The following is a 22,114-nucleotide window of genomic DNA, read 5'->3' as shown; positions in this document are numbered from 1 at the left end:
GGGCATCCGGTCGATCGCGGATGGCGCCCGGAATTCGCCCGAAGGCCGGTACCCCACGACAATCAGGAGGTGTACGGCGTCTCCGGCCGCCCGGCCGCCCCATGCCGTGACGCGTCGCCGTGGCGTCGGCCCGGGAGGAACATGCTGATGCGGACCGCGATCCTGCGCCGGGCGGTGCGCGTGGCGCTCGCCGCGTCCGTGGGCTTCTACACCTGCCTGTACGGCCTCGATGAGCCCGTGCTCGCCCTGTACGCGCTCTTCGCGCCGATCTCGCTGGGCCTGCTGTCCACGATCCCGGGCTCCGGGCGGCAGCGGGCCGAGGTCATGCTCGCTGCGCTGCCCGTCGGCCTCGGGCTGGTGGCGCTCGGGACCGCGCTGGCCGTGCACACCTGGGCGGCCGTGCTCGGCATGCTCGTCGTGGGCTTCCTGCTGGCCTTCGCGGCCGTCGCGGGCCCCCGCCCGGCCGGGGCCGCCCCCGCGCTCCAGCTGTTCTACATCCTCGCCTGCTTCCCGCCGTACGACCCGGACGCGCTGGGGCTGCGGCTGGCGGGACTCTCCCTCGGCGTGCTGGCGCTGGTGCTGTGCGAGCTGTTCGTCCTGCCGGACCCGCCCGACCCGACCTACCGTGCCGCCCTCGCGGCGGCGCTGCGGACGGCACGCGAGGCCGTCGACGGGCAGACCGTGCTCTCCGCGCAGGCCCTGCGCGAGGCGGGCGCACGGCTGCGGCTGTCGGAGGTGGCGCCCGCGCAGCGGCCCGCCGGACCCGGACGCGCCGCGCGCGGGCTGGCGCAGGCGGGGACCGCCACCCGCCGGCTCCTCGAACAGCTGGCCCATCTGACCGAGACCGGTGAGCTGCGCGCCCTCGCCACCACCGAGGGGCGGGGAACCCCGGGCACGGACCGGGCCCTGCGCTCGCTCCTGCCGCGGGTGACGGGCCTGCTCGACGAGACCGTCACCGCACTGCGTACCGGCCGCGCCGTGCCCGGCACCCACCGCATGGACGAGGCCATCGAGGACTTCCAGGGCATCCGCGTCCGGCAGGCCGCCGGACCGGCCGACGAGGTGCCGCCCGCGGACGTGCTGCGCCGGCAGGCGCTGCTACTGTCGCTCGCCGAGTCCGTGCGGACCCTGGAGATCGCCGTGCGGGTCGGCCTCGACGGGCGCCGCACCGCGCCCATCGACCCGCCGGTGCTGTTCTGGTACGCGTACAGCACCACCCCGCGGCTGTGGCTGCGCCGGATGACCGGGAACCTGACGCCGCGCTCCGTGCAGTTCCACAACGCGCTGCGCATCGCGCTGGCGCTGGCCGCGGCACGGCTCGTGGCCGGGTCGCTCGACCTGGACCACGGCTTCTGGGTGCTGCTGACCGTGCTCACCCTGAGCCGGACCACCGTCGGCGAGACCTGGACGGCCATCCGCCTGGCCGTCCTCGGCAACCTGCTGGGCGCCGTCGCCGCCGGCGCGCTGCTCATCGGGCTGGGCCGGCACACCGACGCCTATGCCGCGATGCTGGCCCCCGCCATGCTGCTCGCGTTCTCCGTCGGGCCGCTGCTGGGCATCGCCTGGGCGCAGGGGCTGTTCACGCTGGTGGTGTCCTCCGCGTTCGCCCAGATCACCCCGGCGTCCTGGCAGCTGGCCGAGGCCCGCATCGTGGACGTCGTCACCGGCAGCGCGATCGGACTGCTGTGCGGACTGCTCGCCTGGCCGGCCGGAGCGCGTGCGGAGGTGCGCCGCACCATGGCGGGACTTCTGCGCGAGTGCGGCCCCCTGATCAAGGGCACCGCCGGCACGCTCGCCGCCGTGCCACCCGGGTCGGTGCCGCCTCCGCCGACGCTGCCCGCCCTGCACCGGTACCGGCTCGCGGAGGCCGCGTACGCGCAGTTCCGCAGCGAACCCGGGGGCGGCGGGCACGGCGGGGCCGACTGGCAGGCCCTCCTGATGACCGCGCACCACGTCTTCCTGGGCGCCCAGTGGCTGCCTCGCTTCGACCTCCCCGTCGCCGCGCTGCCGCCGTCGGCGGCGGACCGGGAACAGGCCGGGGCCCTGGCCCTCGCCGAGACCACCGACCGGCTGGCCGCGCTGTGCGCCGGTGAACCGCCGCCGCCCCGGCGGACGGAGCCCCCGGCCGAACGTCCGTCGGGGCGGCCCACTCCGGCGCTGGTCGACCTCGACATCTGGCTGCGCGGCCTGGCGGCCCAGCTCGGCCGGCTCGAGTCCCGGCTGCCCGGAGCCCTCGCACCCTCCGGCGGTGCGAGCGGGCGAAACCCCGTGCCGTAGCGCGGGAACACAGCCGGGCGGTGGTCCACTGGGAGTCCGGTCCACTCCTTGATGTCCCGGTCGAGGCCCGCGAGGGAACCGGGAACGCCGGGTGAGCCGCGGGGCCTCGGGGGTACGCGGGGCTCACCTTCACGGCCGTGTTCGGCCCATGGAGTGCTTTCGACCGGCGGACCGAGCAGGCGGGGAACACATGGGCGCATCCACACCCGAGGCGTCGGCAGAAGTGCAGGTGTGCAGGTGACGGAGAGTGAGAAAGGGCCGTGCATGCTGGAACTGAGGCCGACGGCGGCCGACGCGGCCCGTGCGCCCGCGACGGCCCTCGACGCCGCCCGCGGCGTCGACGCCGTGCTGGACGACGTCCTGGACGCGCGACTGGGGCAGGCCCGCCAGGTGGACCCGGTCTTCGCCGAGGACGTCGCCGGCCGGGTCGCCGGCCTGATCCGCCGCGGCGGCAAACGGCTGCGCACCGCGTTCGTCTGGTGCGGCTGGCGGGCGGCCGGCGGCACGGGCGACGCCACCGCGGTCCTGCGCACCGGCGCCGCCCTCGAACTCCTCCAGGCGTGCGCCCTCATACACGACGACCTGATGGACGGCTCACCGCTGCGCCGGGGCGGCCCCACGATGCACGTGGAGCTGGCCCGCCTGCACAGCGCCGCCGGGATGACCGGCCCGGGGCAGGCGTTCGGCGCCTCCGCCGCCGTCCTCGCCGGCGACCTGGCGCTCGCCTGGGCCGACGACCTGCTGACCGAGACGGCGCTGCGCCTCCCGCACGGCCCGCGGCTGTACGAGGAGTGGCGGGCCATGCGCGGCGAGATGGTCGCCGGGCAGTACCGCGATCTGCACGCCCAGGCCACCGGCGCGTCCGGTGTCGAGGAGGCCCTGACCGTCGCCACGCTGAAGAGCGCCCTCTACACGGTCGAACGGCCCCTCGCGCTGGGCGCCGCGCTCGCCGGAGCGGAGCCGCGCACCGTGGACGCACTGCGCCGCGCAGGACGGGACGCCGGGCTCGCCTTCCAGCTGCGCGACGACCTGCTCGGCGCGTTCGGCGACCCCGCGCTCACCGGGAAGCCGGCCGACGACGACCTGCGCGCCCGCAAGCTGACCTATCTGCTCGCCGTCGCCGTCCGGCTCGCCGCCGCGTCCGGGGACGAGGAGGTCGTGGCGGCGCTCGCCGCGGACCCCTCACCTCGGCCGGACGCCGCCGTCGAGCGGATGCGCAAGGCACTGGAGTGGACCGGCGCCCGCGCGCTGACCGAGACGAAGATCGCCGAACTGGCCGCCGCGAGCCTGCGGCACTTCGAGGACACCGGCGCGGACACCGCCGTACGCGAGGAGTTCGCCGCGCTGGTCGCGCGGGTCTCGGGCGGTGTCCCGCAGCGGACGGAGGACACCGCGTGAGGACCGTACCGGGACCGACGGAACACGTCGTCGTCGTGGGCGCCGGCCTGTCCGGCCTCGCCTGCGCCCTCCATCTGCTGGGCGCCGGACGCCGGGTCACCGTCGTCGAACGCGACGCCGGCCCCGGCGGCCGGGCCGGACGCGTCCGGCTCGGCCCGTACGCCGTCGACACCGGGCCCACCGTCCTGACCATGCCCCATCTGGCCGACGAGGCGTTCGCGGCGGTCGGCGACAGCCTCGCCCGGCACGTCGAGCTGATCCCGCTGCACCCCGCCTACCGGGCGCGGTTCGCCGACGGAAGCGCGCTCGACGTGCACACCGACGCCGCCGCCATGGAGGAGGAGGTGCGGCGGTTCGCCGGACCGGCCGAGGCGGCCGGCTACCGGGAGCTGCGCACCTGGCTGGAACGCCTCTACCGGGCGCAGATGAGCCGTTTCATCGACGCCAACTTCGACTCCCCGCTGCAGCTCCTCGGCCCCGACCTGGCCCGGCTCGCCGCGCTCGGCGGCTTCGGCCGCCTCGACCGGCGGATCGGCCGCTTCCTCGGCGACGAGCGGCTGCGGCGCGTCTTCTCCTTCCAGGCCCTGTACGCCGGGGTCGCCCCCGCCCGCGCCCTCGCGGCCTACGCCGTGATCGCCTACATGGACACCGTGGCCGGCGTCTGGTTCCCGCGCGGCGGCATGCACGCGCTGCCCCGCGGGATGGCCGACGCGGCCGCCGGGGCCGGCGCCGATCTGCGCTGGTCGGCCGAGGTGGACGCGCTGGAGCGGTCCGGCGGCCGGGTCCGCGCCGTCCGCCTCGCGTCCGGGGAGCGCATCGCCTGTGACGCGGTGGTGCTGACCTGCGAACTGCCCGCCGCCTACCGGCTCCTGGGCCGCACCCCGCGCCGCCCGGTCCCGCTGCGGCACTCCCCGTCCGCGGTCGTCCTGCACGCCGGCACCGACCGCACCTGGCCCGGACTCGCCCACCACACGCTGTCGTTCGGCGCGGCGTGGGAGTCCACCTTCGACGAACTCACCCGCACCGGCGCCCTGATGAGCGACCCCTCCCTGCTCATCACCCGCCCCACCGCCCACGACCCCGCACTGGCGCCGCCCGGACGGCATCTGCACTACGTCCTGGCCCCCTGCCCGAACACCGACGTCGGCCCCTCCGCCCCCGCCTGGCGCGACCTCGGCCCCCGCTACCGGGACAGCCTCGTCGCCGCACTCGAACAGCGCGGCCTGACGGGCTTCGACGCGAGCGTCCAGGAGGAGATGCTGGTCACCCCGCTGGACTGGACCGCCCAGGGCCACGCGGCGGGCAGTCCCTTCTCGGTCTCCCACACCTTCGCGCAGACCGGCCCCTTCCGGCCCCGCAACCTCCTGCGCGGCCTCGACAACGCCGTCCTGGCCGGCTGCGGAACCACCCCCGGGGTGGGCGTGCCCACGGTGCTCGTCAGCGGCAAGCTCGCCGCCGCCCGCATCACCGGCGTCACCGCGCGCCGCCGCCCGCCCCGCGCCCGTGCCCTCCCGCCGACCGGGCGCGCCGCGCCCGCCCCGACCGTACGAGGTACCGATGTCCCGTCGTGAACTCGACGCCGCCCGGATCACCGACCCCGCGCTGCGCGACGCCTACCTGCGCTGCCGGGCCCTCAACGCCCGCCACGGGCGCACCTACTTCCTCGCCACCCGGCTGCTGCCGGTGGAACGCCGCTGCGCCGTGCACGCCCTGTACGGCTTCGCGCGCTGGGCCGACGACATCGTCGACGACCTCGACCGCGGCCGCACCCCGGCGGAACGGGACGTGCTGCTGCGCCGCCTGGAGAGCGACCTCGCCCACGGACTGCGCACCGGCGGCGGCGACGAACCGGTGGTCCGCGCCGTCGCCGACAGCGCCGCCCGCTACGGCATCGACACCGCGCTGTTCGCCGACTTCATGGCCTCGATGCGGGCCGACCTGACCGTCACGGACTACCCGACCTACGCCGACCTGCGCGCCTACATGCACGGCTCGGCCGCGGTCATCGGCCTGCAGATGCTGCCGGTGCTCGGCACCGTCGTGCCCCGCGAGGAGGCGGCCCCGCACGCCGCGGACCTCGGCGTCGCCTTCCAGCTCACCAACTTCCTGCGGGACGTGGGCGAGGACCTGGACCGGGGCCGCGTCTATCTGCCGGCCGACCTGCTCGCCGCCCACGGGGTGGACCGGCCCCTGCTGGAGTGGAGCCGCCGCACCGGCCGGCGCGACCCGCGCATCCGCGCCGCGTTCACCGCCGCCGAGGCCCTGACCCGCGAGGTCTACCGGTCCGCGGAACCCGGGATCGCCATGCTCGAACCTCGCGTACGGCCCTGCATCCGCACCGCGTTCACCCTGTACGGCGGCATCCTCGACGCCATCGCCGAGCAGGACTACGACGTCCTGAACCGCCGCGCGGTCGTACCGGCCGTCCGCCGGGCGGCCACCGCCGCGGCCGGCGCGGTCCGCATCCTCGCGGCCCGCCGGCACACCACCACCCGCGCCGCGCACCCGGCACCCCGGGCCGGGCGGCCGGCGCCGCAGACGAAGGGGCGGGCAAGGTGACCCGACGACCGGACGACGCCCGCTGGACCTCACCGCTGCGCTTCCGGCGCCCGCCGGACTGGGCGCGGCAGCGGCCCTCCTGGCGCGAGGCGCGCCCCGCGCTCATCGCCGACGCTCTCGAACGGGCCTCGGCCCGCCCCTCCGGCAACTGGTTCGTCGTCGGCGCCTCCCGGGACATCCGGGCCGGCGAACGCCCCTACGGGCGGACGGTCGGCGGCGTCGAGGTCGTGCTGTGGCGCGGGGAGGACGGGACACCGCACGCCGGATCCGGCGTCTGCCCGCACCTGGGGGCGCCGCTGCGCGACAGCCGCGTGGTGTGCGGCACGCTGGTGTGCCACTGGCACGGACTCGCCCTGGACGGGGCGCCGTTCGCCGGCTGGGAGCCCTACCCCGTGCACGACGACGGCGTCCTCGTCTGGGTACGGCTGGACCAGGTCGGCGGCGAGGAGCCGCTGGAGCGGCCGGTGGTGCCGCGCCGCCCGGCCGAGGGCGCGCTGGACGCCGTGTTCACGGCGGTGGGGGAGTGCGAACCGCAGGACGTGGTCGCCAACCGGCTCGACCCCTGGCACGGCTCGTGGTTCCACCCGTACTCGTTCGTCGACCTCAAGGTGGTCGGCGCACCGGACGGCGACGGCGACGACGCGTTCGTGGTCGACGTCTCCTTCCGGGCGATGGGCTCCTGGGTGGTGCCGGTGCGCGCCGAGTTCACGGCGCCCGACCCGCGCACCGTCCTCATGCGGATCACCGAGGGCGAGGGGGCGACGTCCGTGGTGGAGACCCATGCCACGCCGCTGACGGCCGAGGGCGCGAGCAGGCCGCGCACCGCGGTGGTCGAGGCGGTCGTCGCCGCCTCCGACCGACGCGGCTTCGCCCTGGCCAAGGCGGCCGCCCCCGCCCTCCGCCCCCTGATCCGCCGCACGGCCGGCCGCCTGTGGCGCGACGACCTCGCCTACGCGGAACGCCGCTGGGCACTCCGCAGCACGGGCCGCTTCCCCGGCTGAGCCCCGGCACGGCGCTCGGGGGCCGCCGGCCGGCGTTCCGAGCGCCGGCCGGCCGCCTCGCCTCAGCGGGCCGCCAGTGCGCCCAGTGCCCGCAGCGCCGGTGACCGGCCCGCGCGGGGCACCGTCCACAGGACCTGGCCGCGCACCCCTCGCGGGGCCAGCAGCGCGTTGGCCGCGAGGAAGCCGGTCGTGGCGGCGCGTTCCATCAGGGCCACCGGGAGGTCGCAGCGGATGGCGTCCCCGGCCAGCGTCAGCCAGGGGTGCGGGGTGCGGACGCGGGGTCGGCGGTCGTAGGAACCCACCGGGAACAGGGGGCAGTCGGCGTGCCACTCGTGCCGGGCGTCGACCACTCGCGCTTCCCTCGTCTCCGGGTACACCTCGTGCAGCCGTTCGAGGAGACCGCGTTCCACCTTCTCGTGCCGGCCGCCGGTGACCGCGTACGCGTGGAGCTCGACGACCGAGCCGCCGGTCCGGTCCGCCCAGCGCCGGGCCTCGCCCTCGTAGCGGTCGAGGACGCTGATGTTGTCGAGGCCGTCGTAGCCGCTGGTGCCGAGGAAGCCGGGCCGCTCCGGGCGGACGGGGCGGTCCAGCCAGAGCCGGGACACGAGGAACGGCGGGGCCGTCCGCAGCGCGTCGATGTCGTCCCGCCAGTCCGCGGTCCCCAGCCCGGGCGACGCGGCGACCAGCCGCCGCAGCGCGCCGGGATCGAGCGCGAGCACCACCGCGTCGTGCGCCGTGGCCCCCGCGTCGGTCTCCATCTCGGCGCCGCCGCCCGCGCGGGGCCGCACGGTGTGCACGGCCGTGCCGGTGCGTACGACCGCGCCCAGCCGCTCCAGGTAGTCGCCCAGCGGCTCCCACAGCGCCTGCGGGAACGGCTCGTCGGGCACGTCGAAGAGCAGGCCCTCGGCCGAGCCGAGGAAGTAGATGTGGAACATCACCAGCAGCTCGGCCGCCGACAGTTCGGCCGGGTCGGCGAAGAAGCTCCGGGAGAACACCTCGAACGCCAGATGGTGCGCGGCCTCCGGGAAGCGCACCCCGTCGAGGAAACGCGTCGCGCTGACGTCGTCGAAGCGCTCGTACACCTCAGGCACCCGCACGTCGAGCAGCGGCAGGGCGGCACGCGCGTTCATGGCGGCCAGGTCGCGCCAGCCGAAGGTGGGGCTGAGGACGACGAAGCCGAGCGCGCTGAACGGCGGGGTGCGCGGCACCTTCGCGAAGCTGTCGGTCAGACCGCCGCTGTGCCGCAGCGGGTAGTCGGGCAGCGGGGTGAGCCGGTCCAGCCCGGGGTCGGTGCGCCGCAGCAGACCGCGCAGGTTGTAGTACTGGCGGAAGAACGCGTGGAAGCCCCGGGTCATCGTGACGTCGGAGCCGTCCGTCAGCCGGGTGCGCGTACCGGCGAGCCGGCCGCCCAGGGACTCCTCCCGCTCGTACAGGGTCACCCGGGCGCCCCGCTCGGCGAGCAGGGTGGCCGCGGCGAGCCCGGCGATCCCGCCGCCGGCCACGGCGACGGACGGCGCGTCCCCGGGCGCGAACCGCTCCCGGCCCGGCGCGGGCATCAGCACCTCGGCCTTGCGGTCGCGACCGCGCCGGGCGGCGGTGGGGCGGGTCCCGGCGTTCATCGGGCCTCCGCCGGCCGCGCGGAGGAGCCGTTGCGGGCCAGGAAGGTGTGCACGATCCCGGTCTGCCACCCGGCGACGGGCAGCGCCCGTACGTCCGTGAAGCCGGCCCGGGCCAGCCGGTCCCTGAACTCCGGGGCGGTGTCGAAGCCGAGGACGCTGTGCCCGAGGTGCCGGTACAGGGCACGGTCGCCCGTGAGCGTGCCCATCGGGACGACGACCCCGTCGCACACCGCCCGCCACAGCGCCCGATGCGTCGCCGACCCGCTGAGGCTGTACTCGTGGACGGCCAGCCGACCGCCCGGCCGCAGCAGGCAGGACCGGACGGTGCCGAGCACCTGGTCGGGGTCGGTGACGTTGCGGAACAGATAGGCGGCGAACACGGCGTCGTAGGGCCCCTCGGCGTCCGTCACCGTCTCCTCGGCCGTCCGGTGCAGGAACCGCACCCGCTCCGGCCAGGCCTTCTCCCGCGCCCGGCGCAGCATGCCGGCCGACGCGTCCACGGCGGTGATACGGGCGCGGGGCGCGGCCCGCAGCAGAGCGCGGGTGGAGGCGCCGGTGCCGCAGCCGAGGTCGAGGACGTGCAGCCCCTCGCCGTCCTGCGGAAGCCGCAACCGGCGTGCCGAGCGCAGGAGTTCGGCGCGGTGGCCGGGGTTGAGGGCGGTGAGGCGGTCGTAGGTGCCCGACGCGTGGTCGAAGGCGCGGGCCAGGTCGTGGTCGCGCAGCAGTGTCATGGGAGGCGGTCTCCGGATCGTGGGGCGGGGTGGGATCGGCGGGGCAGGAAGGGCAGTTCGAGGGCGGTGCGCAGCATCGGGCCCACCGGCCCGCGCAGTCCGATGGACCACTCCTCGCGGAGCGTGGTGGCGCCGTCGAGGAACCGCAGCAGCCGCTCGGCCGGGGTGTGGGCGAACAGCCCGGTGAAGAAGGCGGGTCCGTCGATCCGGCCGGTGTCCAGGGCGCGCAGCATCACCGCGTCCATGGCGAGGGCCCGCCGCCCGTGCGGCGCCGGCACGCGCGGGCGGCCCGTGGACAGGGAGGCGGCGATCGCCCGGCTCTGGCGCTGGGCGGCGGCGAAGGTGTAGCCGGTCGAGGGGCGGGTCGCGCCGCCCGCCGTGCCGATCCGGTACACCGCCGGCCCGACCCGCACCGGGAACCGCGCGTCGGTCATCGGCACGACACCCTGCTCGGCCGTCTCCACGCCGAACTCGCCCAGCCCGAGGACGTCGTGGCAGTACCGGTCGAGCGCCTTCTCGTACGCCGGGGTGGTCAGGGGCGTCCGGGAGAACTCGGTGTACTCGACGAGGGCGTGGTCGGGCGCCAGCGGCAGGACGTATCCGAAGGCGAGCCCGTGAGCGGGCTGCGGCACCCGGAAGTCCATCAGGTCGGCGACAGCGGGGTCGAACCGCGGCTGTGCCGTCCGTACGAACCAGCCGCGGAAGTGCTGCAGCAACCGGGTGCGGGCCGGCGGCAGGGCGCCCGGGGGCCGTGAGTCGAAGACGAGGCGGGCCCGCACGGTCAGCGAACCCCCGTCCGGCGCCGTGCAGTCGGCCTCCGCCCCACCGGGTGTGTCGCGTACGGCGCCGGCCGTGGCACGCAGGACGCCGCAGCCGGGCCGCTCCGCCAGCCGGGCGTGCACGTACTCCTCGAACCGCGTCGAACGCAGCATCCGGTAGCGCAGCGGGGACGGGTCGACGGTGTGCGCGGCACCGTCGCCGCCGTGCACCCGCAGCCGTGGCCAGGACGCGCTCACGACCTCGTCGAGGCCGCAGGTGCCGTCGTCCCAGAAGCACCAGGTCCGGGCCGGTGGACGGGACGGCCCGTCGGGCGGCTCCACCACGAGCACGCCCACCCGGCCGGTCCCGGCCAGCCGGTCCGCGAGGGAGAGCCCGGCCGCACCGCCGCCCAGGACCAGCACGTCGGTCTCCCGGACGGCGATCCCGCTCATACGGCCCCCCGGCGGGTGGCGGTGTGCACAAGGGGGCCGTCGCTGGTCACGCCGCGCTCCGCATCCGGGGGTCGGTCGCCGTCTCGGTACGCCCCCTCTTCCGGCCGCCGCCCGGCCCCGGATGCACCCGGGCCGGACCGGGCGACGCCGTGCACGCGCGCCGGCGTCCGCTCCCCGCGGCTCCCGTACGGACAGGCCGTCATGGTCCTCCTCGCCTCGTCGCGACCAGAGCTACCGCGCCGGGCGGGCCGCGCGTGGACGGCCCGCCCGTGGCCCGGCGCGGCCCACCCGAATCGCCCTGCGCGATGCGCGTACCCGCCGCGCGGCGGCCGAGACGGCTCCGGTCACCCCGGCATGTACTGCTCGACGGCCGCGACCGCCTCCGCCAGGCTCGTCGGGCGGGGCAGCCCGGGCATCGGCGCCCCCGCCCAGCCCGGCCCCAGGGGCAGCACCACCGGTCGCCGGCGCGCCCCCCGCACCCCCCACTCCATCGCGGCCACGTGCTGGGCCAGCGGCCGGCTCGCCGTCGACCGGGCCTGGGCCCACAGTCCCACCACCGCGGGCCCGATCCGCCGTACGGCCGCCACCAGCGACTCGGCCGGCAGCGCCCCGCCGAACATCCGCACGGGGACGCCGCGTTCGGACAGGGCGGCGGCCAGCACCTCCAGCGGCAGCGTGTGGCTCTCCCCGGGCACGCACGCGAGCACGGCGACACCGTCCGGACGGCCCGCGGCGACCGGTCGCGCGCCGCGCCGCAGCGCCCCGGAGACATGCCAGGACAGGAAGTGCTCCACCTCGACGTAGCGGTCGCCCGAGCTCTCCCACTTCCGGCCGACCGCCTGCAGCGTCGGCATGATCACCTCGGTCCAGGCGGTGATCATGCCGTGCTCCTCGATCGCGTCCGCGAGCAGGGCGTCCAGCGCGGGCGCGTCCAGCCGCAACGCCGCGCGGGCGATCCCCTTGCACTCCTGGCGCACGTCCCCCAGCCGCAGCCCGCTGCCGGCCCGGCTGCTGCGCCGGGGCTCGGCCCGCCGGACCGGGGGATCGGCGCGCGGACGGGAACCCTCGGTGTCCTCCGGTGCCTCCTCGCGGGCCAGGCGCGCCGCCTCGGCGGGCGGCAGGCCGTTCGCGGTGAGCGCGCACATGCGCTCCAGCCGGGCGACGTCGGCGGGCGTCCAGCGGCGGTGCCTGCCGCCCGTGTGCGCGTCCGGGCCCAGTCCGTACCGCCGGTCCCAGGTGCGGACGGTGGTGGGGGCCACCCCGAGCCGCCGGGCGACCTCGCCCGTCGTCAGCGCGCCGCCGCGCCCGGCGTCCCCGTCGTCGTTCGTGCCTGTCTCCACCCCGACAGTGTACGACGCACAAACGACGCATGTTGTCTGCGTCGTTTCTTCGTCCCGACACTGGGGGCCACGCCGGTGAGCGGCGACAGTCACGGCTCGTCCGACGGCCTTCCCGGCACACGGCGAGCGGCAGGAGGAACCGGGCCATGAGCACGCAACTGCGAAGCGTCACGTCCGCGCCCCCGTCACCCGGCGCGGCGCCCGCCGAGGAGACCCTGTACGAGGAGGAGCTGGCCCGCGGCCTGCGCGCCGCCGACGAGCAGGCCTTCGCGGCGATCTACCGGCGCTGGGGCTCGCTCGTCCACACCATGGCCACCCGGTCCCTCGGCGACACCCACGAGGCCGAGGACGTCACCCAGCAGGTGTTCATCGGCGCCTGGCGGGGCCGGCACGGCTTCCGTCCCGAGCGCGGCCCGCTCGGCGCCTGGCTCGTCGGCATCACCCGCCGCAAGATCGTCGACGCGCTCGCGGCCCGCACGAGGCGCCTCGCGCTGGCCGAGGCCGCCGGACTCGAGTCGGCCCCGGCGGTGGCCGAGGGAGCCGGACCCGACGACGTCCTGGACCGGGTCCTGCTGGTGGACGAGCTGTCCCGGCTGCCCGCCCCGCAGCGGCAGGTGCTCTGCCTGGCCTTCTTCCACGACCTGACCCAGGCCCAGATCGCCGAGCGCACCGGCCTGCCTCTGGGCACCGTCAAGAGCCACACCCGCCGCGGCCTGTACCGGCTCCGGGGCGCACTGGAGCAGGGCCGCGCCGACGCGCGGGCCGCCTAGACCCGGACCGGGCGGCCGCATCCGCCGCACGCCCCACACCGCATCCATCGCACGCCCCGCGCCCGAAACAGCGACGAGCCCCACGGAGGACGAGTTCACGCGCGAGAGGACGATCCATGAAGGCCCGCTCCACCCCGCCGGCCCCCGGCCGCCGTGTCTGAGGCCGCGCCCGGGCATCTGGCACCCGCCACCCTGGTGGAGTGGGCGCTGCGCGGCGACGGACCCGGCGACGACGGCGAAGCCGCACGGCACCTCACGGTCTGCGCGGGCTGCCGGGACCAACTGTCCCGGCTGCGCCGGGTCGTTACCGTCGCCCGCGAGGTCGAGGCGCGGGACGTCCCGTCCGCTCCGTCCCGGCACCTCTGGGAGCGCATCGAGGACGAACTGCGCTCCTGCGGCGACCTGGACGACCTGCCCGGGGACTGACCTGGCGGAGCGCCGCCGCCGTCAGGGCGACTCCTCCGCGGACCGGCACACCGGGCACGTCATGCGCCGCGCGGGCCGGCTGTGGATGACCTTGCCGGGCTGCGCGGATCCGCGCATCTGCACCGGCTCCGTGTGGAGGTGCTCGGGGCAGACCGCCGCCCCGCACACCTTGCACACCGCGACCGCCTCCGTGGCGCGGTCCACCTGGTTGCACTCGTAACAGTTCATATCCGGACCTCTCCGCCGGCGCGCCCGACAGCGTCGGCCCCGCACGCCTGCCGGGGGCCGGAGCTCCCCGGCGACTGCTCCGCATGGCTATGGAATGCCCGGCGGCGCGCCGCCGCAACTCAGGCGAGGTGTGACGGCCCCTCACCCCGGTGGACGTCCTGGGCGGGACAGCGCCCCGCCCCGCCGTGAGGATGAGCGGGGTGCACGCGGCAGCGGCGGCCCCCGCCCGTCGTCCCGAAGCGAGGAGAGCCATGAATGAGCCAGACGCCGGCGGTGCCCCGGAGGGCACCCTCACCGACCTGAGGCGCGTAGGAGCACACCCCGACTTCTGGTACCCGGTCGCGCTGTCCCGCAAGGTGCGCCGCGGCCGGGCCGTCGCCGCCGTCTTCGCCGGGGAACGCATCGCCCTCTTCCGGACCCGCGGGGGCATCGTGCACGCCCTGGAGGACCGGTGCGCCCACCGGCAGGTGCCGCTCAGCATGGGCGTCGTGGAGGGCGAGACACTGCGCTGCTGCTACCACGCCTGGGCCTACCGCGGCGACGGCCGCATCTCGCAGATCCCCTACCTCTCCAAGGGCGACCGCAGACCACCGCGCGGAGTGCGCGGCTACCCCGTCCGCGAGGCGTACGGGCTGGTCTTCGTCTTCCCCGGCGACCCGGAGAAGGCCGCCGTCACCGAGCTCCCCGACCTGCCGGCGTACGGCTCGCCGCACTACCGGACCATGACGTTCTCCCGGACGGTGCGCTGCCACTACTCGTTCATGCACGAGAACCTCCTCGACATGAACCACCAGTTCCTGCACCGGGGCGTCGTCGGCACCCTGCACCCCGAACTGCTCGGCCACACCTCCACGCCGCGCTCGGTCGAGGCGCGGTACCTGTTCACGCACGCCGGAGGCAAGCGCAACCGGGGCGCGGGCCTGCTCGCCGCCGAGGGACTGAGCGGCAAGGACTCCGCGGACGTCATGACGATCCGCACCGAGTACCCGTACCAGACGCTCGACCTGGTGCCGGAGGGCGCCGACCACCCGGCGTTCCGGCTGTGGGCCGCGTACGTGCCCGAGGACGCCGAACAGCGCACCTGCCACGCCTACGGCCTGCTCATGATCGAGAAGCCCAGGGTCGCCGCCGCGCTGCATCTGGCCTGGCCGCTCATCCGGCGGTTCACCGAACGGGTGTTCGCCGAGGACCGCATGGCCGTGGAGGCCGAGCAGCGGGCGTGGGACGAACAGGGCGAGGACCGCAACCACGAGGTCTTCCCGCTGATCCTGGACGTGCGCTCGGTGCTGCGCGGCAACGGCGTTCCGCTGGGCGCCGGCACGCCCGTGTGCGGGCCGGGTCCGTCCGGCGGCTGTGCGGAGGTGGCGGCGGGCCGCCGCCCCGCCTACGGCGGGACGGGCGTCGAGTTCCCGGCGGTCGACGGAAGCTGACCGGCCGCGGCCCCGGCGCGGTCAGCCCGCCGCGTTGTCGACGCGCAGCCGGACCTGCTCCTCCAGACGGGCCAGACTGCTGTCGAGGGCGTCGCCGACCCGCGCCTCTCCGGGGTCGTGGCGTTCGTCGAGGAAGGACAGATGGAGGGTCACCTCGCTGGCGCCGCTGTCGATCCCGGCGACCTGGAGCCAGCCCGCGTAACTGCCGTCCTCGCGCGTGCCCCACTCCAGCCGCATCTGCTCCGGCCGCGACCGCAGCAGCGCGGAGGTGTCCTCGTCGGTGCGGTCCTCGTGCACGGTCACGGCGGGCAGGTCCTCCGGCTCGACGTGCACCGCCTCGGGCAGCCAGCTGTCCAACCGGTCGAGGTCGGCGGCCTGGTCGAAGACGTGCTCCGGCTGCGCGGGCATCGTGCGGGAACGCTCGTACTCGGTCATCGCTGCACCAGCCTTGCCTCGGGTGGTCCGGCTGACCGCGTTCCCGGGCGGCGCGACCGTAACCGTCCCGTCCCCGTGACGGCCGGGACGGACACATGGTCATGGGACGTCCGCGCCCGGGGTACGCGGGCCGGGTCCAGGATGACGGCCGTGGCGCCGCGCGACGCGCGGGACGGCACACGGCACGACGGGAGGGCGGGTACACGACGGTGACCATCGGTGACGCGGTGAGCGCGTGGCTGGGCGCGGGGGCGTTGCTCGCGGCGGTGCTGCCGCGGGTCGTGGCCGGACGGCCGCTCTCGCTGCCGCTGGTGTTCCTGGCGGCCGGCGTCGGCGTGTACCTGCTCCCCCTTCCGCTGCCCGAGGTCGATCCGGTCGCCGACCGGCTGGTCACCGAGCATGTCACCGAGATCGTGGTGATCATCGCGCTGATGGGCGCCGGACTGGCCCTCAACCGGCCCGTCGGCCTGCGGCGCTGGGGCACCACCTGGCGGCTGCTGGGCATCACCATGCCGCTCACGGTCGCGGTGACCGCGCTGACCGCCTGGTGGCTGCTGGACTGGCCGCCCGCCGCCGCGCTCCTGCTCGCCGCGGTCCTCGCGCCGACCGACCCGGTGCTCGCCTCCGAGGTCCGGGTGGGGGAGCCCACCGAGGACCCGCACGACGAGGACGAGGTGCGCTTCTCCCTCACGAGCGAGGCGGGACTCAACGACGGCCTCGCCTTCCCGCTGACGTACGCGGCGCTGGCGCTGGTGGCCGCCGCGGGCAGCGGCTGGTCGGCCGACTGGATCGGCGCCTGGGTCGCGCAGGACGTTCTCCTCAAGTCCGTGGTCGGGGTGGTGAGCGGCCTGGTCGTCGGACGGCTGCTGGGCTGGCTGTTCTTCTGGACCCGCTGGCCCGTGCTGCGGCTGTCCGAGCACCGGGAGGGCTTCGTCGCGCTGGGGGCGACCTTCCTGTCGTACGGGCTGACGGAACTCGTCGGCGGTTACGGCTTCCTGGCCGTGTTCGTCACCGCGTGCGCGCTGCGGGCGGCCGAGCGCGCCCACGGTTTCCACAACGTCCTGCACGACTTCGTCGAGCAGGTCGAGCGGCTGTTCACCGCGGCCGTGCTGTTCCTGCTGGGCGCGTTCGTCGCCCGGGGCGGCCTCGCCGCCCTGACCTGGCAGGGCGCGGTCACGGCGGTGCTGCTGCTGCTGGTGATCCGGCCCTGGGCGGGCTGGGTGGGGCTCCTCGGGGGACGGGCGGGCCGTCGCGAGCGCCGGGTGATCGCCGCGTACGGCATCCGCGGCATCGGGTCGCTGTACTACCTGGCGTACGCCCTCGGCCACCACGCCTTCCCGGTGCCGGCCCGCGAGCTGTGGGCGGTGGTGACGTTCACCGTGCTGCTCTCGGTCGTCGTGCACGGGGTGACGTCGGGCCCGGTGGTCAGCCGTCTGGACCGGCTGCGCGACGGGGCGGAGGACCGGCGGGACGGAGGAGCAGAAGCTGCGGAAGGGGCCGGGCGGCCACAGGCTGGACCCAGGCACCCCGGCGACGGACGAAAGAGGGACGGCGTGGACGACGCGGAGCGCGAGGAGACCTGGAGCGAGTTCCGGGAACTGGTGAACATGACACCGTCCCGGCTCGACGAGTGGCTGGAGACCGACGAGTCGCGCGAGGCCGGGCAGCACAAGGACGGCGGCGAGTCCACCGGGCACGCCTCCGGGCGGCGGATCGCCGAGATCCTCCGTACGAAGAAGGGCGACCTGACGGACGACGACTACGGGCACATGCGCAAGGTCGTCGGCTATGTCCGCCGTCATCTGGCCCAGCGGCCCTCGGGAGACGTGAAGGAGAGCCGCTGGCGGCATTCGCTGATGAACTGGGGGCACGACCCGCTGGCCTGACGGCCGGCGGTCAGCTCGGGGCGATGGCCGTCTCCGCCGCCGTCTTGATCCGTTGACCGAAGGCGGGCGCGTCCTTGCGGGCGGCGGCCACGGCCAGGCCCACCAGGAGCTTGCCGATCCCGTGACCCTCCAGGACGTTGTAGAGACGGACCCGGGTGCGGCCGTCGCCGGCCGGCTCCAGGTCGTAGCCGCCCTCGTCGGCGGTCACGCTGTTCTTGGACACCTCGGCCCACCGGATCCGCGCCGGCGCCTGGAGTTCGGTGATGCGGAACTCCCGGGCCGACTTCATCCCGGCGTCCTTGACGGTGCTCCGGAAGACGGTGCCCACGGTGGTCGGCGCGTCGGGGACGCGCTCGATCCTCTGCACACGGGGGCTGAACTGCGGGTCGTTGCGGCCGTCGGCGAGATAGTCGAACACCGCGTCCACGGGCCGGTCGACCTCGAAGGTCGTCTCGAACTGTCCGGACATCGGCACTCCCTAGAAGTCGGAGCCGTCGTCTGTCTGCCCGCGACCCTATGGGAGACCACGGCGCCCCGCGAGGCGAACGGGGGAACGAGCCCGGGCGCCGGGGGTGGTGCCTACGCGTCCGGGCCGGCGGCCATGACGACCCGGATCGTCTTGCCCTGAGCGGTGGGCGTGACGGTGACCTCGCGGCTGAGCTGCCGCACGAGGGGCCATCCGAAGCCGCCCGGTGTGGCGGCGCGGGTCCGTGGCACCGTGTGCGGGACGGTCGGCGAGGCGTCGGTGACGCTGAGGGTGAGCAGGTCGCCGTCGAGGGTGGCGTCGAACGCGACGAGACCGCCGCCGTGCCGTACGGCGTTGGTGACGAGCTCCGTGACGACGAGCAGGATGTCGTCGACCAGGGTGGGGGAGGCGTCTGCCTTCTCGAAGCGGGCGCCCAGGAGAGCGCGGACGTGCGAGCGGGCCATGGCGGCGGTGACGGGCCGCTGCGTAGGTGCGGCGGCGAGCTCTGCTGCGGTCACATCTCCTCCTTCGTGCCCCACTTGCCCTTAACACCCCTTTTCTGGTTCCCGCAGAGCGGGTGAGTATGGCTGGTCATCCGCGACGAGAGCTGATTTCCTCGCGGATCAGGTCCAGCGCCGACGCGAGGTCGGGTGCGGTGGTGAAGACGCGGGCGGTGTCCGTGAGGTTCAGCAGGCGCCGGACGAGCGGGCCGACCGCCACCAGGACGAACGGCAGGCCGGCGGCGGCGTGGCCCTGCCGGGCGGTGAGCAGCGCGTGCAGCAGGGAGGAGTCGGCGAACGTCACCCCGGCGAGGTCGGCGACGGTGGCGGCCGCGCCGCCGTCACGGGGGGCGGAGAGGGCCGCGGCGACGGCGTCGGCCTCGTCGGCGTCGAACTCGCCGGTGATCCGGACGACCCGCACGTCCTCGACCCGGGTCTCGATGATCTCGGCTTCCTCGTTCACCGGAGCATTCTCACAGGTCGCCGCACGCGGCAGGAAGGTGGGTGCGCACCCGTGCCCCGGCCCCCGCGCACCGCGTGCGGTGACGGCCGGGGACGGCGGGGCGCAGGGCGGGTGCCGCACGCGTCAGCTCGGGGGTGGCGGTGGGGGAGGGGGCGCCGAGCCGGACGCGTCGGGCACCTCGGTGCCCGGGGCGTCGTCGAAGAGGAAGGCCGTGCCGGTCATGTCCAGCAGGCGCCGCAGCGGGGCGGGCCGGTTGTCCAGGTGCAGCCGGACACCTGCCTCGGCGCAGCCGCGGTGGATCGTGAGCAGCGAGGCCAGGCCGAGCGAGTCGCACAGCGTCATCCGCGCGCAGTCCAGGTGCAGCCGCGGGGGCGCCGGGTCGGCGCGGAGCAGGGCGCGCGCCGCCTCGGTGAGGTCGTCGGCGCTGTCCCAGTCGAGGTCGCCGGTGACGCGGATGTACGCGTCACCGGCGGCGTCGAGGACCGTCTCCAGGTGGAAGTCGCTGTCGTCGGATGTGATGTTCATGCGGGTGCGCCGGGTCCGGGTACGGAGGGGCGGGTGTCACGCCGGCGCAGCGTGTCGCGTCCCTGGTCGAGGAGTCCGAGGGTTCGGGGGAAGTCCTTGAGCTCCTTCTGGAGCAGTACCAGGGCGGGGTCCAGTACGCGCGCGGGCACCTGGCGGGCCTCCAGGATGTCGGCCGTCCAGTCGAGGAAGCCGGTGAACAGGCCGGCGTCGTCGGTGTACAGGGCGCACGCGAGGAACTCCACGATGTGCGACACGTCCTCGGCGGTGCGCTCGCGCTGGGCCTCGCTGTAGGCGCGCATCGCGGGCAGCCGTTCCTCCAGCCCCGCCAGGGTGTTGCGGACCAGCTGCCGTCTGGTGCGGGTGACCAACGTGTACTCCTGGTCGACCAGGTGGGGCAGGTCGTCGACGCTCTGCCGGACGGCGCCGGCGGCCGGGCGGGGCAGTCCGCGTGCCAGCAGGCCGGCGGCGGAGCGGGCGTCCGGGGCCCAGGCGTCGGCGCCGAGCAGCCGGGCGTAGCGGCCGTCGACGCCGAAGGCGGCGCCTCCGGCGACGACCGGGATGCCGATGGCCTGCACGGCGGTGATCGCGCTGTGCGCCGTCGGCAGTCGCAGGGGCAGCGAGGACGACAGGGCCACCGCGGTCGGCGCGGTGGCGTGCAGATGGGCGATGAGGTGCGGGGTGGGCACCTGGGCGCCGAGGAAGTCCACCCGGTGGCCACGCAGCCGCAGCACCTCCGCCAGCAGCCGGGCCGGCAGGGCGTGCCATTCGCCGTCCACGCAGGCGACGGTCACCGTGGTCGTGGCGGCCTCGGTGGGCGGAGCCGGGACGCGGTGCGCCATGGCGGCGATGATCCGCTCGTGGATCGCGGTGGCGGAGTGCTCCTGGGCGACCGAGAAGCGGTTCTCCGCCCAGGCGCGGCCGACCTCCCGCTGGGTGTGGGCGATGACGTCGAGGAGGACGGCCTCGGCGTCGGCGCCGTCGTCCAGTGCGGCGAACACCGCGCGGGCGGCGGCGTCCTCGTCCCGGGCGCAGACCGCCTGCCACAGCCCTTCACGGGCCCGCTCGAGCGTCCCGTCCGCCTGCGCGGTGGTCATGTCGGTCATGCGGTGTACCTGCCCGCCGTATGGCCGTCCACGGCTGTGAGATGCGTCGTCCGGGGAGCGGTGATCGCCATCACCGCTATGTCGTCGTGCCGGTTGTCGCCGATCCACTCGGCGACGAGCATGTGGATCCGCTCGACGACGGCCTCCGCGGGCATCCCGGCGCACTCGGCCAGCGCGTCCCGCAGCCGTGCGTCGCCGAACATCACGTCGCCGAGCGGCCCGCCCCGTGCCTCGGTGACCCCGTCGGTGTACAGCAGACAGGTCTCGCCCGGGCGCAGGTCCACCTCCGCGGTGACCGACCTTACGTCCGGCAGCACGCCGATCAGGGTGCCGGACGTCGGCGCCTCCTCGACGGTGCCGTCCTGCCGGACGATCAGCGGCAGCGGATGCCCGGCGCTGGTCAGCCACAGATGCGTGGTGTTCTCCCTGCGCAGGACCGAGGCCAGCACCAGGGTGGCGAAGCGGGTGTGGCGGCTGTTCAGCAGCGTGCCGTTGAGCAGGCGCAGCAGATGCTGGTGGTCGCCCGCCAGGGGGAGCAGCGCCTGGAGCGTGCTGCGGATCTTCCCGGTCAGCACGGCGGCCTCCAGGCCCTTGCCGCACACGTCGCCCAGCACCGCGAGGCTCTTCTCACCGGGGGCGGCGCCGGGATGGACGTCGTAGAAGTCCCCGCCGACGCGCTCGGTGTCCTGGGCGGCCCGGTAGCCGCCGGCGAACTCCACGCCGTGGACGCGGCGCAGCATCGGGGGGAGCAGGTCCTCCATGAGCGTGGCGGTGATGGAGCTCTGCTCCCTGTAGAGGCGGGCCGCGGACAGGGCGGCGCCCGCGCGGGCGGCGAAGACCCGGGCGAAGAGCTCCTCTGAGGCGTCGAACGCGGCGTGGTCGCTTCGCCGCAGCAGGATCAGGGCTCCGGCCGGCACGCCGTGCCCCGGCAGCGGGGTGACGACGACGGACCCCACCGGTCCGGTGAAGCCGTCGGGCAGCGCCCACTCCGGCAGCGCGGACGGGTCGATCCAGCGGGACGGCACGGGCGGGAAGCCCTGCAGGGCCTCCCTGAGGCCGGGGACGTCGGCGGGGTCGATGCGCAGCGTCCGGTGCTCGACGTCGCCGCCGCCGGTGCAGAGGGCGAGAGGGTGGCGGCGTCCGGCGGCGGGCGAGACGAGGACGGCCGCGTCGGCCAGGTGCCGGGAGGCGAGTTCGACCGCGACCTCCATGCACCGCTCGGTGTTCAGGGACGCCAGCAGCCGGCTGGACGCCTCGGCGAGGAAGCCGGTGCGCTCCTGCTCGTTCCTCAGGGCCGTCTCGGCGAGTTCCCGGTGGGTCTCGTCGACGAGCCACCACACCACCTGGCCGTGCGCACCGGGCGTCCCGTGCGCCACCAGCGTCCACTGCTCGTGTCGCCCGCGCACGGGACCACCCGCGTCGTCCCCGCCGGCGGCGGCCCGCCGGTGGCCCTCGGCGAGCCAGTCAGGGGCCACCTCGGCGAGAGGTACGCCCCGGCCGGCCGCCGGGAAGAGCCGGGCGGCCTCCGCATTGACCTCCACGAGGGCACCGGCCGCGTCCACGACCAGAGCCGGGTAGGGCGCCCGCATCCACGCGGCACCCACGGACGACAAGAACTCCTGACCCGGGGGCGAGGAGCCTTCGACACGCGTCATATTCGTCAGCTCCGCGTCATACGGACCTGATCACCCTTCGTTCGACGGCACGACCTTCGACTTCTCCCCGAGCCTCGCAGTCCACCACGCG

The 22,114-nt window shown here is 75.5% G+C and carries 21 protein-coding genes and 1 pseudogene; 10 read left to right on the top strand and 12 right to left on the bottom strand.

Features of this window, described 5'->3' with window-relative positions:
• The first annotated feature begins 147 nt into the window (after positions 1-147).
• From ACFV46_RS24105 to ACFV46_RS24085, 5 genes are all read left to right on the top strand, one after another.
• Positions 148-2,277 carry an FUSC family protein gene (locus tag ACFV46_RS24105; protein WP_385499600.1) on the top strand — a complete coding sequence of 710 codons (2,130 nt, stop codon included), beginning with the start codon at positions 148-150 and terminating at the stop codon, positions 2,275-2,277.
• A 264-nt stretch (positions 2,278-2,541) separates the two neighbouring features.
• A complete protein-coding gene (locus ACFV46_RS24100) occupies positions 2,542-3,675 on the top strand; it encodes a polyprenyl synthetase family protein (protein WP_385499598.1) in 1,134 nt (377 codons plus the stop codon).
• Entirely contained in the window at positions 3,672-5,246 is a 1,575-nt protein-coding gene (crtI, locus tag ACFV46_RS24095; RefSeq protein WP_376729918.1) for a phytoene desaturase family protein, read from the top strand. The genes ACFV46_RS24100 and crtI overlap by 4 nt, the downstream gene beginning before the upstream one ends.
• Complete coding sequence (locus tag ACFV46_RS24090) at positions 5,233-6,234, top strand: phytoene/squalene synthase family protein (RefSeq protein WP_385499597.1); 1,002 nt, start codon at positions 5,233-5,235, stop codon at positions 6,232-6,234. The genes crtI and ACFV46_RS24090 overlap by 14 nt, the downstream gene beginning before the upstream one ends.
• Positions 6,231-7,235: a DUF5914 domain-containing protein gene (locus ACFV46_RS24085; protein WP_361934243.1), complete on the top strand. Its 1,005-nt coding sequence runs from the start codon at positions 6,231-6,233 to the stop codon at positions 7,233-7,235. Before ACFV46_RS24090 ends, ACFV46_RS24085 begins: the two co-directional genes overlap by 4 nt.
• A gap of 62 nt (positions 7,236-7,297) precedes the next feature.
• On the opposite strand, the gene ACFV46_RS24080 is transcribed toward ACFV46_RS24085, so the two are convergent.
• The 4 genes from ACFV46_RS24080 to ACFV46_RS24065 all read right to left on the bottom strand — a co-directional run bounded on the left by ACFV46_RS24080 (position 7,298) and on the right by ACFV46_RS24065 (position 12,136).
• Positions 7,298-8,854, bottom strand: coding sequence for an FAD-dependent oxidoreductase (locus ACFV46_RS24080; protein ID WP_385499596.1), 1,557 nt, complete (start codon positions 8,852-8,854; stop codon positions 7,298-7,300).
• Complete coding sequence (locus ACFV46_RS24075; RefSeq protein WP_361934249.1) at positions 8,851-9,585, bottom strand: methyltransferase domain-containing protein; 735 nt, start codon at positions 9,583-9,585, stop codon at positions 8,851-8,853. The genes ACFV46_RS24080 and ACFV46_RS24075 overlap by 4 nt, the downstream gene beginning before the upstream one ends.
• The gene (locus ACFV46_RS24070; protein ID WP_361934252.1) at positions 9,582-10,796 is read right to left on the bottom strand and encodes a lycopene cyclase family protein; all 1,215 of its coding nucleotides are present in this window, start codon (positions 10,794-10,796) and stop codon (positions 9,582-9,584) included. The genes ACFV46_RS24075 and ACFV46_RS24070 overlap by 4 nt, the downstream gene beginning before the upstream one ends.
• 344 nt (positions 10,797-11,140) lie before the next feature.
• Positions 11,141-12,136, bottom strand: coding sequence for a MerR family transcriptional regulator (locus tag ACFV46_RS24065; RefSeq protein WP_385499594.1), 996 nt, complete (start codon positions 12,134-12,136; stop codon positions 11,141-11,143).
• A 146-nt stretch (positions 12,137-12,282) separates the two neighbouring features.
• Here ACFV46_RS24065 and ACFV46_RS24060 point away from each other — a divergent pair, with 146 nt between their 5' ends.
• Together ACFV46_RS24060 and ACFV46_RS24055 are read left to right on the top strand one after the other, a co-directional pair.
• Positions 12,283-12,906, top strand: coding sequence for a sigma-70 family RNA polymerase sigma factor (locus ACFV46_RS24060; protein WP_361934258.1), 624 nt, complete (start codon positions 12,283-12,285; stop codon positions 12,904-12,906).
• 153 nt (positions 12,907-13,059) lie between these two features.
• A complete protein-coding gene (locus tag ACFV46_RS24055) occupies positions 13,060-13,332 on the top strand; it encodes a hypothetical protein (RefSeq protein ID WP_385499593.1) in 273 nt (90 codons plus the stop codon).
• A gap of 21 nt (positions 13,333-13,353) precedes the next feature.
• Here ACFV46_RS24055 and ACFV46_RS24050 read toward each other — a convergent pair whose 3' ends face one another.
• Positions 13,354-13,560: a DUF2180 family protein gene (locus ACFV46_RS24050; protein WP_361934263.1), complete on the bottom strand. Its 207-nt coding sequence runs from the start codon at positions 13,558-13,560 to the stop codon at positions 13,354-13,356.
• 251 nt (positions 13,561-13,811) lie between these two features.
• Here ACFV46_RS24050 and ACFV46_RS24045 point away from each other — a divergent pair, with 251 nt between their 5' ends.
• Positions 13,812-14,990 (top strand): Rieske 2Fe-2S domain-containing protein, encoded by a 1,179-nt coding sequence (locus ACFV46_RS24045; RefSeq protein WP_376729925.1) that lies wholly within the window; start codon positions 13,812-13,814, stop codon positions 14,988-14,990.
• Positions 14,991-15,011: 21 nt separating this feature from the next.
• Here ACFV46_RS24045 and ACFV46_RS24040 read toward each other — a convergent pair whose 3' ends face one another.
• The gene (locus ACFV46_RS24040) at positions 15,012-15,425 is read right to left on the bottom strand and encodes an SRPBCC family protein (protein WP_385499592.1); all 414 of its coding nucleotides are present in this window, start codon (positions 15,423-15,425) and stop codon (positions 15,012-15,014) included.
• Between the two features lie 209 nt (positions 15,426-15,634).
• Between ACFV46_RS24040 and ACFV46_RS24035 the strand changes: the two are divergent.
• Positions 15,635-16,876: pseudogene (locus ACFV46_RS24035) on the top strand (cation:proton antiporter); the annotation flags it as partial.
• A gap of 102 nt (positions 16,877-16,978) precedes the next feature.
• Positions 16,979-17,311, top strand: a complete 333-nt coding sequence (locus ACFV46_RS24030; protein WP_361934378.1) for a DUF3140 domain-containing protein — start codon at positions 16,979-16,981, stop codon at positions 17,309-17,311.
• A 10-nt stretch (positions 17,312-17,321) separates the two neighbouring features.
• On the opposite strand, the gene ACFV46_RS24025 is transcribed toward ACFV46_RS24030, so the two are convergent.
• From ACFV46_RS24025 to ACFV46_RS24000, 6 genes are all read right to left on the bottom strand, one after another.
• The gene (locus tag ACFV46_RS24025) at positions 17,322-17,780 is read right to left on the bottom strand and encodes an SRPBCC family protein (protein ID WP_385499591.1); all 459 of its coding nucleotides are present in this window, start codon (positions 17,778-17,780) and stop codon (positions 17,322-17,324) included.
• Between the two features lie 110 nt (positions 17,781-17,890).
• Positions 17,891-18,295, bottom strand: a complete 405-nt coding sequence (locus ACFV46_RS24020) for an ATP-binding protein (RefSeq protein ID WP_376729926.1) — start codon at positions 18,293-18,295, stop codon at positions 17,891-17,893.
• 73 nt (positions 18,296-18,368) lie between these two features.
• Positions 18,369-18,740 carry an STAS domain-containing protein gene (locus tag ACFV46_RS24015; protein WP_376729927.1) on the bottom strand — a complete coding sequence of 124 codons (372 nt, stop codon included), beginning with the start codon at positions 18,738-18,740 and terminating at the stop codon, positions 18,369-18,371.
• A 123-nt stretch (positions 18,741-18,863) separates the two neighbouring features.
• Entirely contained in the window at positions 18,864-19,265 is a 402-nt protein-coding gene (locus tag ACFV46_RS24010; RefSeq protein WP_385499590.1) for an STAS domain-containing protein, read from the bottom strand.
• Entirely contained in the window at positions 19,262-20,368 is a 1,107-nt protein-coding gene (locus ACFV46_RS24005; protein ID WP_385499588.1) for a B12-binding domain-containing protein, read from the bottom strand. The genes ACFV46_RS24010 and ACFV46_RS24005 overlap by 4 nt, the downstream gene beginning before the upstream one ends.
• Positions 20,365-22,023, bottom strand: a complete 1,659-nt coding sequence (locus ACFV46_RS24000; RefSeq protein ID WP_385499587.1) for a PP2C family protein-serine/threonine phosphatase — start codon at positions 22,021-22,023, stop codon at positions 20,365-20,367. Before ACFV46_RS24000 ends, ACFV46_RS24005 begins: the two co-directional genes overlap by 4 nt.
• Between the last annotated feature and the right edge of the window lie 91 nt (positions 22,024-22,114).

Source organism: Streptomyces sp. NPDC059852, assembly GCF_042731455.1.
Lineage (GTDB): Bacteria > Actinomycetota > Actinomycetes > Streptomycetales > Streptomycetaceae > Streptomyces.
This window is presented reverse-complemented; position numbering and strand designations above follow the sequence as displayed.

Bases quoted from the DNA above. Each gene is read 5' to 3' on its own strand.
- ACFV46_RS24100 (WP_385499598.1), top strand. From the start codon at position 2,542: ATGCTGGAACTGAGGCCGACGGCGGCCGACGCGGCCCGTGCGCCCGCG.
- ACFV46_RS24050 (WP_361934263.1), bottom strand. From the start codon at position 13,560: ATGAACTGTTACGAGTGCAACCAGGTGGACCGCGCCACGGAGGCGGTC.
- ACFV46_RS24090 (WP_385499597.1), top strand. From the start codon at position 5,233: ATGTCCCGTCGTGAACTCGACGCCGCCCGGATCACCGACCCCGCGCTG.
- ACFV46_RS24075 (WP_361934249.1), bottom strand. From the start codon at position 9,585: ATGACACTGCTGCGCGACCACGACCTGGCCCGCGCCTTCGACCACGCG.
- ACFV46_RS24000 (WP_385499587.1), bottom strand. From the start codon at position 22,023: ATGACGCGTGTCGAAGGCTCCTCGCCCCCGGGTCAGGAGTTCTTGTCG.
- ACFV46_RS24005 (WP_385499588.1), bottom strand. From the start codon at position 20,368: ATGACCGACATGACCACCGCGCAGGCGGACGGGACGCTCGAGCGGGCC.
- ACFV46_RS24080 (WP_385499596.1), bottom strand. From the start codon at position 8,854: ATGAACGCCGGGACCCGCCCCACCGCCGCCCGGCGCGGTCGCGACCGC.
- ACFV46_RS24010 (WP_385499590.1), bottom strand. From the start codon at position 19,265: ATGAACATCACATCCGACGACAGCGACTTCCACCTGGAGACGGTCCTC.
- ACFV46_RS24060 (WP_361934258.1), top strand. From the start codon at position 12,283: ATGAGCACGCAACTGCGAAGCGTCACGTCCGCGCCCCCGTCACCCGGC.
- ACFV46_RS24040 (WP_385499592.1), bottom strand. From the start codon at position 15,425: ATGACCGAGTACGAGCGTTCCCGCACGATGCCCGCGCAGCCGGAGCAC.
- ACFV46_RS24105 (WP_385499600.1), top strand. From the start codon at position 148: ATGCGGACCGCGATCCTGCGCCGGGCGGTGCGCGTGGCGCTCGCCGCG.
- ACFV46_RS24070 (WP_361934252.1), bottom strand. From the start codon at position 10,796: ATGAGCGGGATCGCCGTCCGGGAGACCGACGTGCTGGTCCTGGGCGGC.
- ACFV46_RS24045 (WP_376729925.1), top strand. From the start codon at position 13,812: ATGAATGAGCCAGACGCCGGCGGTGCCCCGGAGGGCACCCTCACCGAC.
- ACFV46_RS24025 (WP_385499591.1), bottom strand. From the start codon at position 17,780: ATGTCCGGACAGTTCGAGACGACCTTCGAGGTCGACCGGCCCGTGGAC.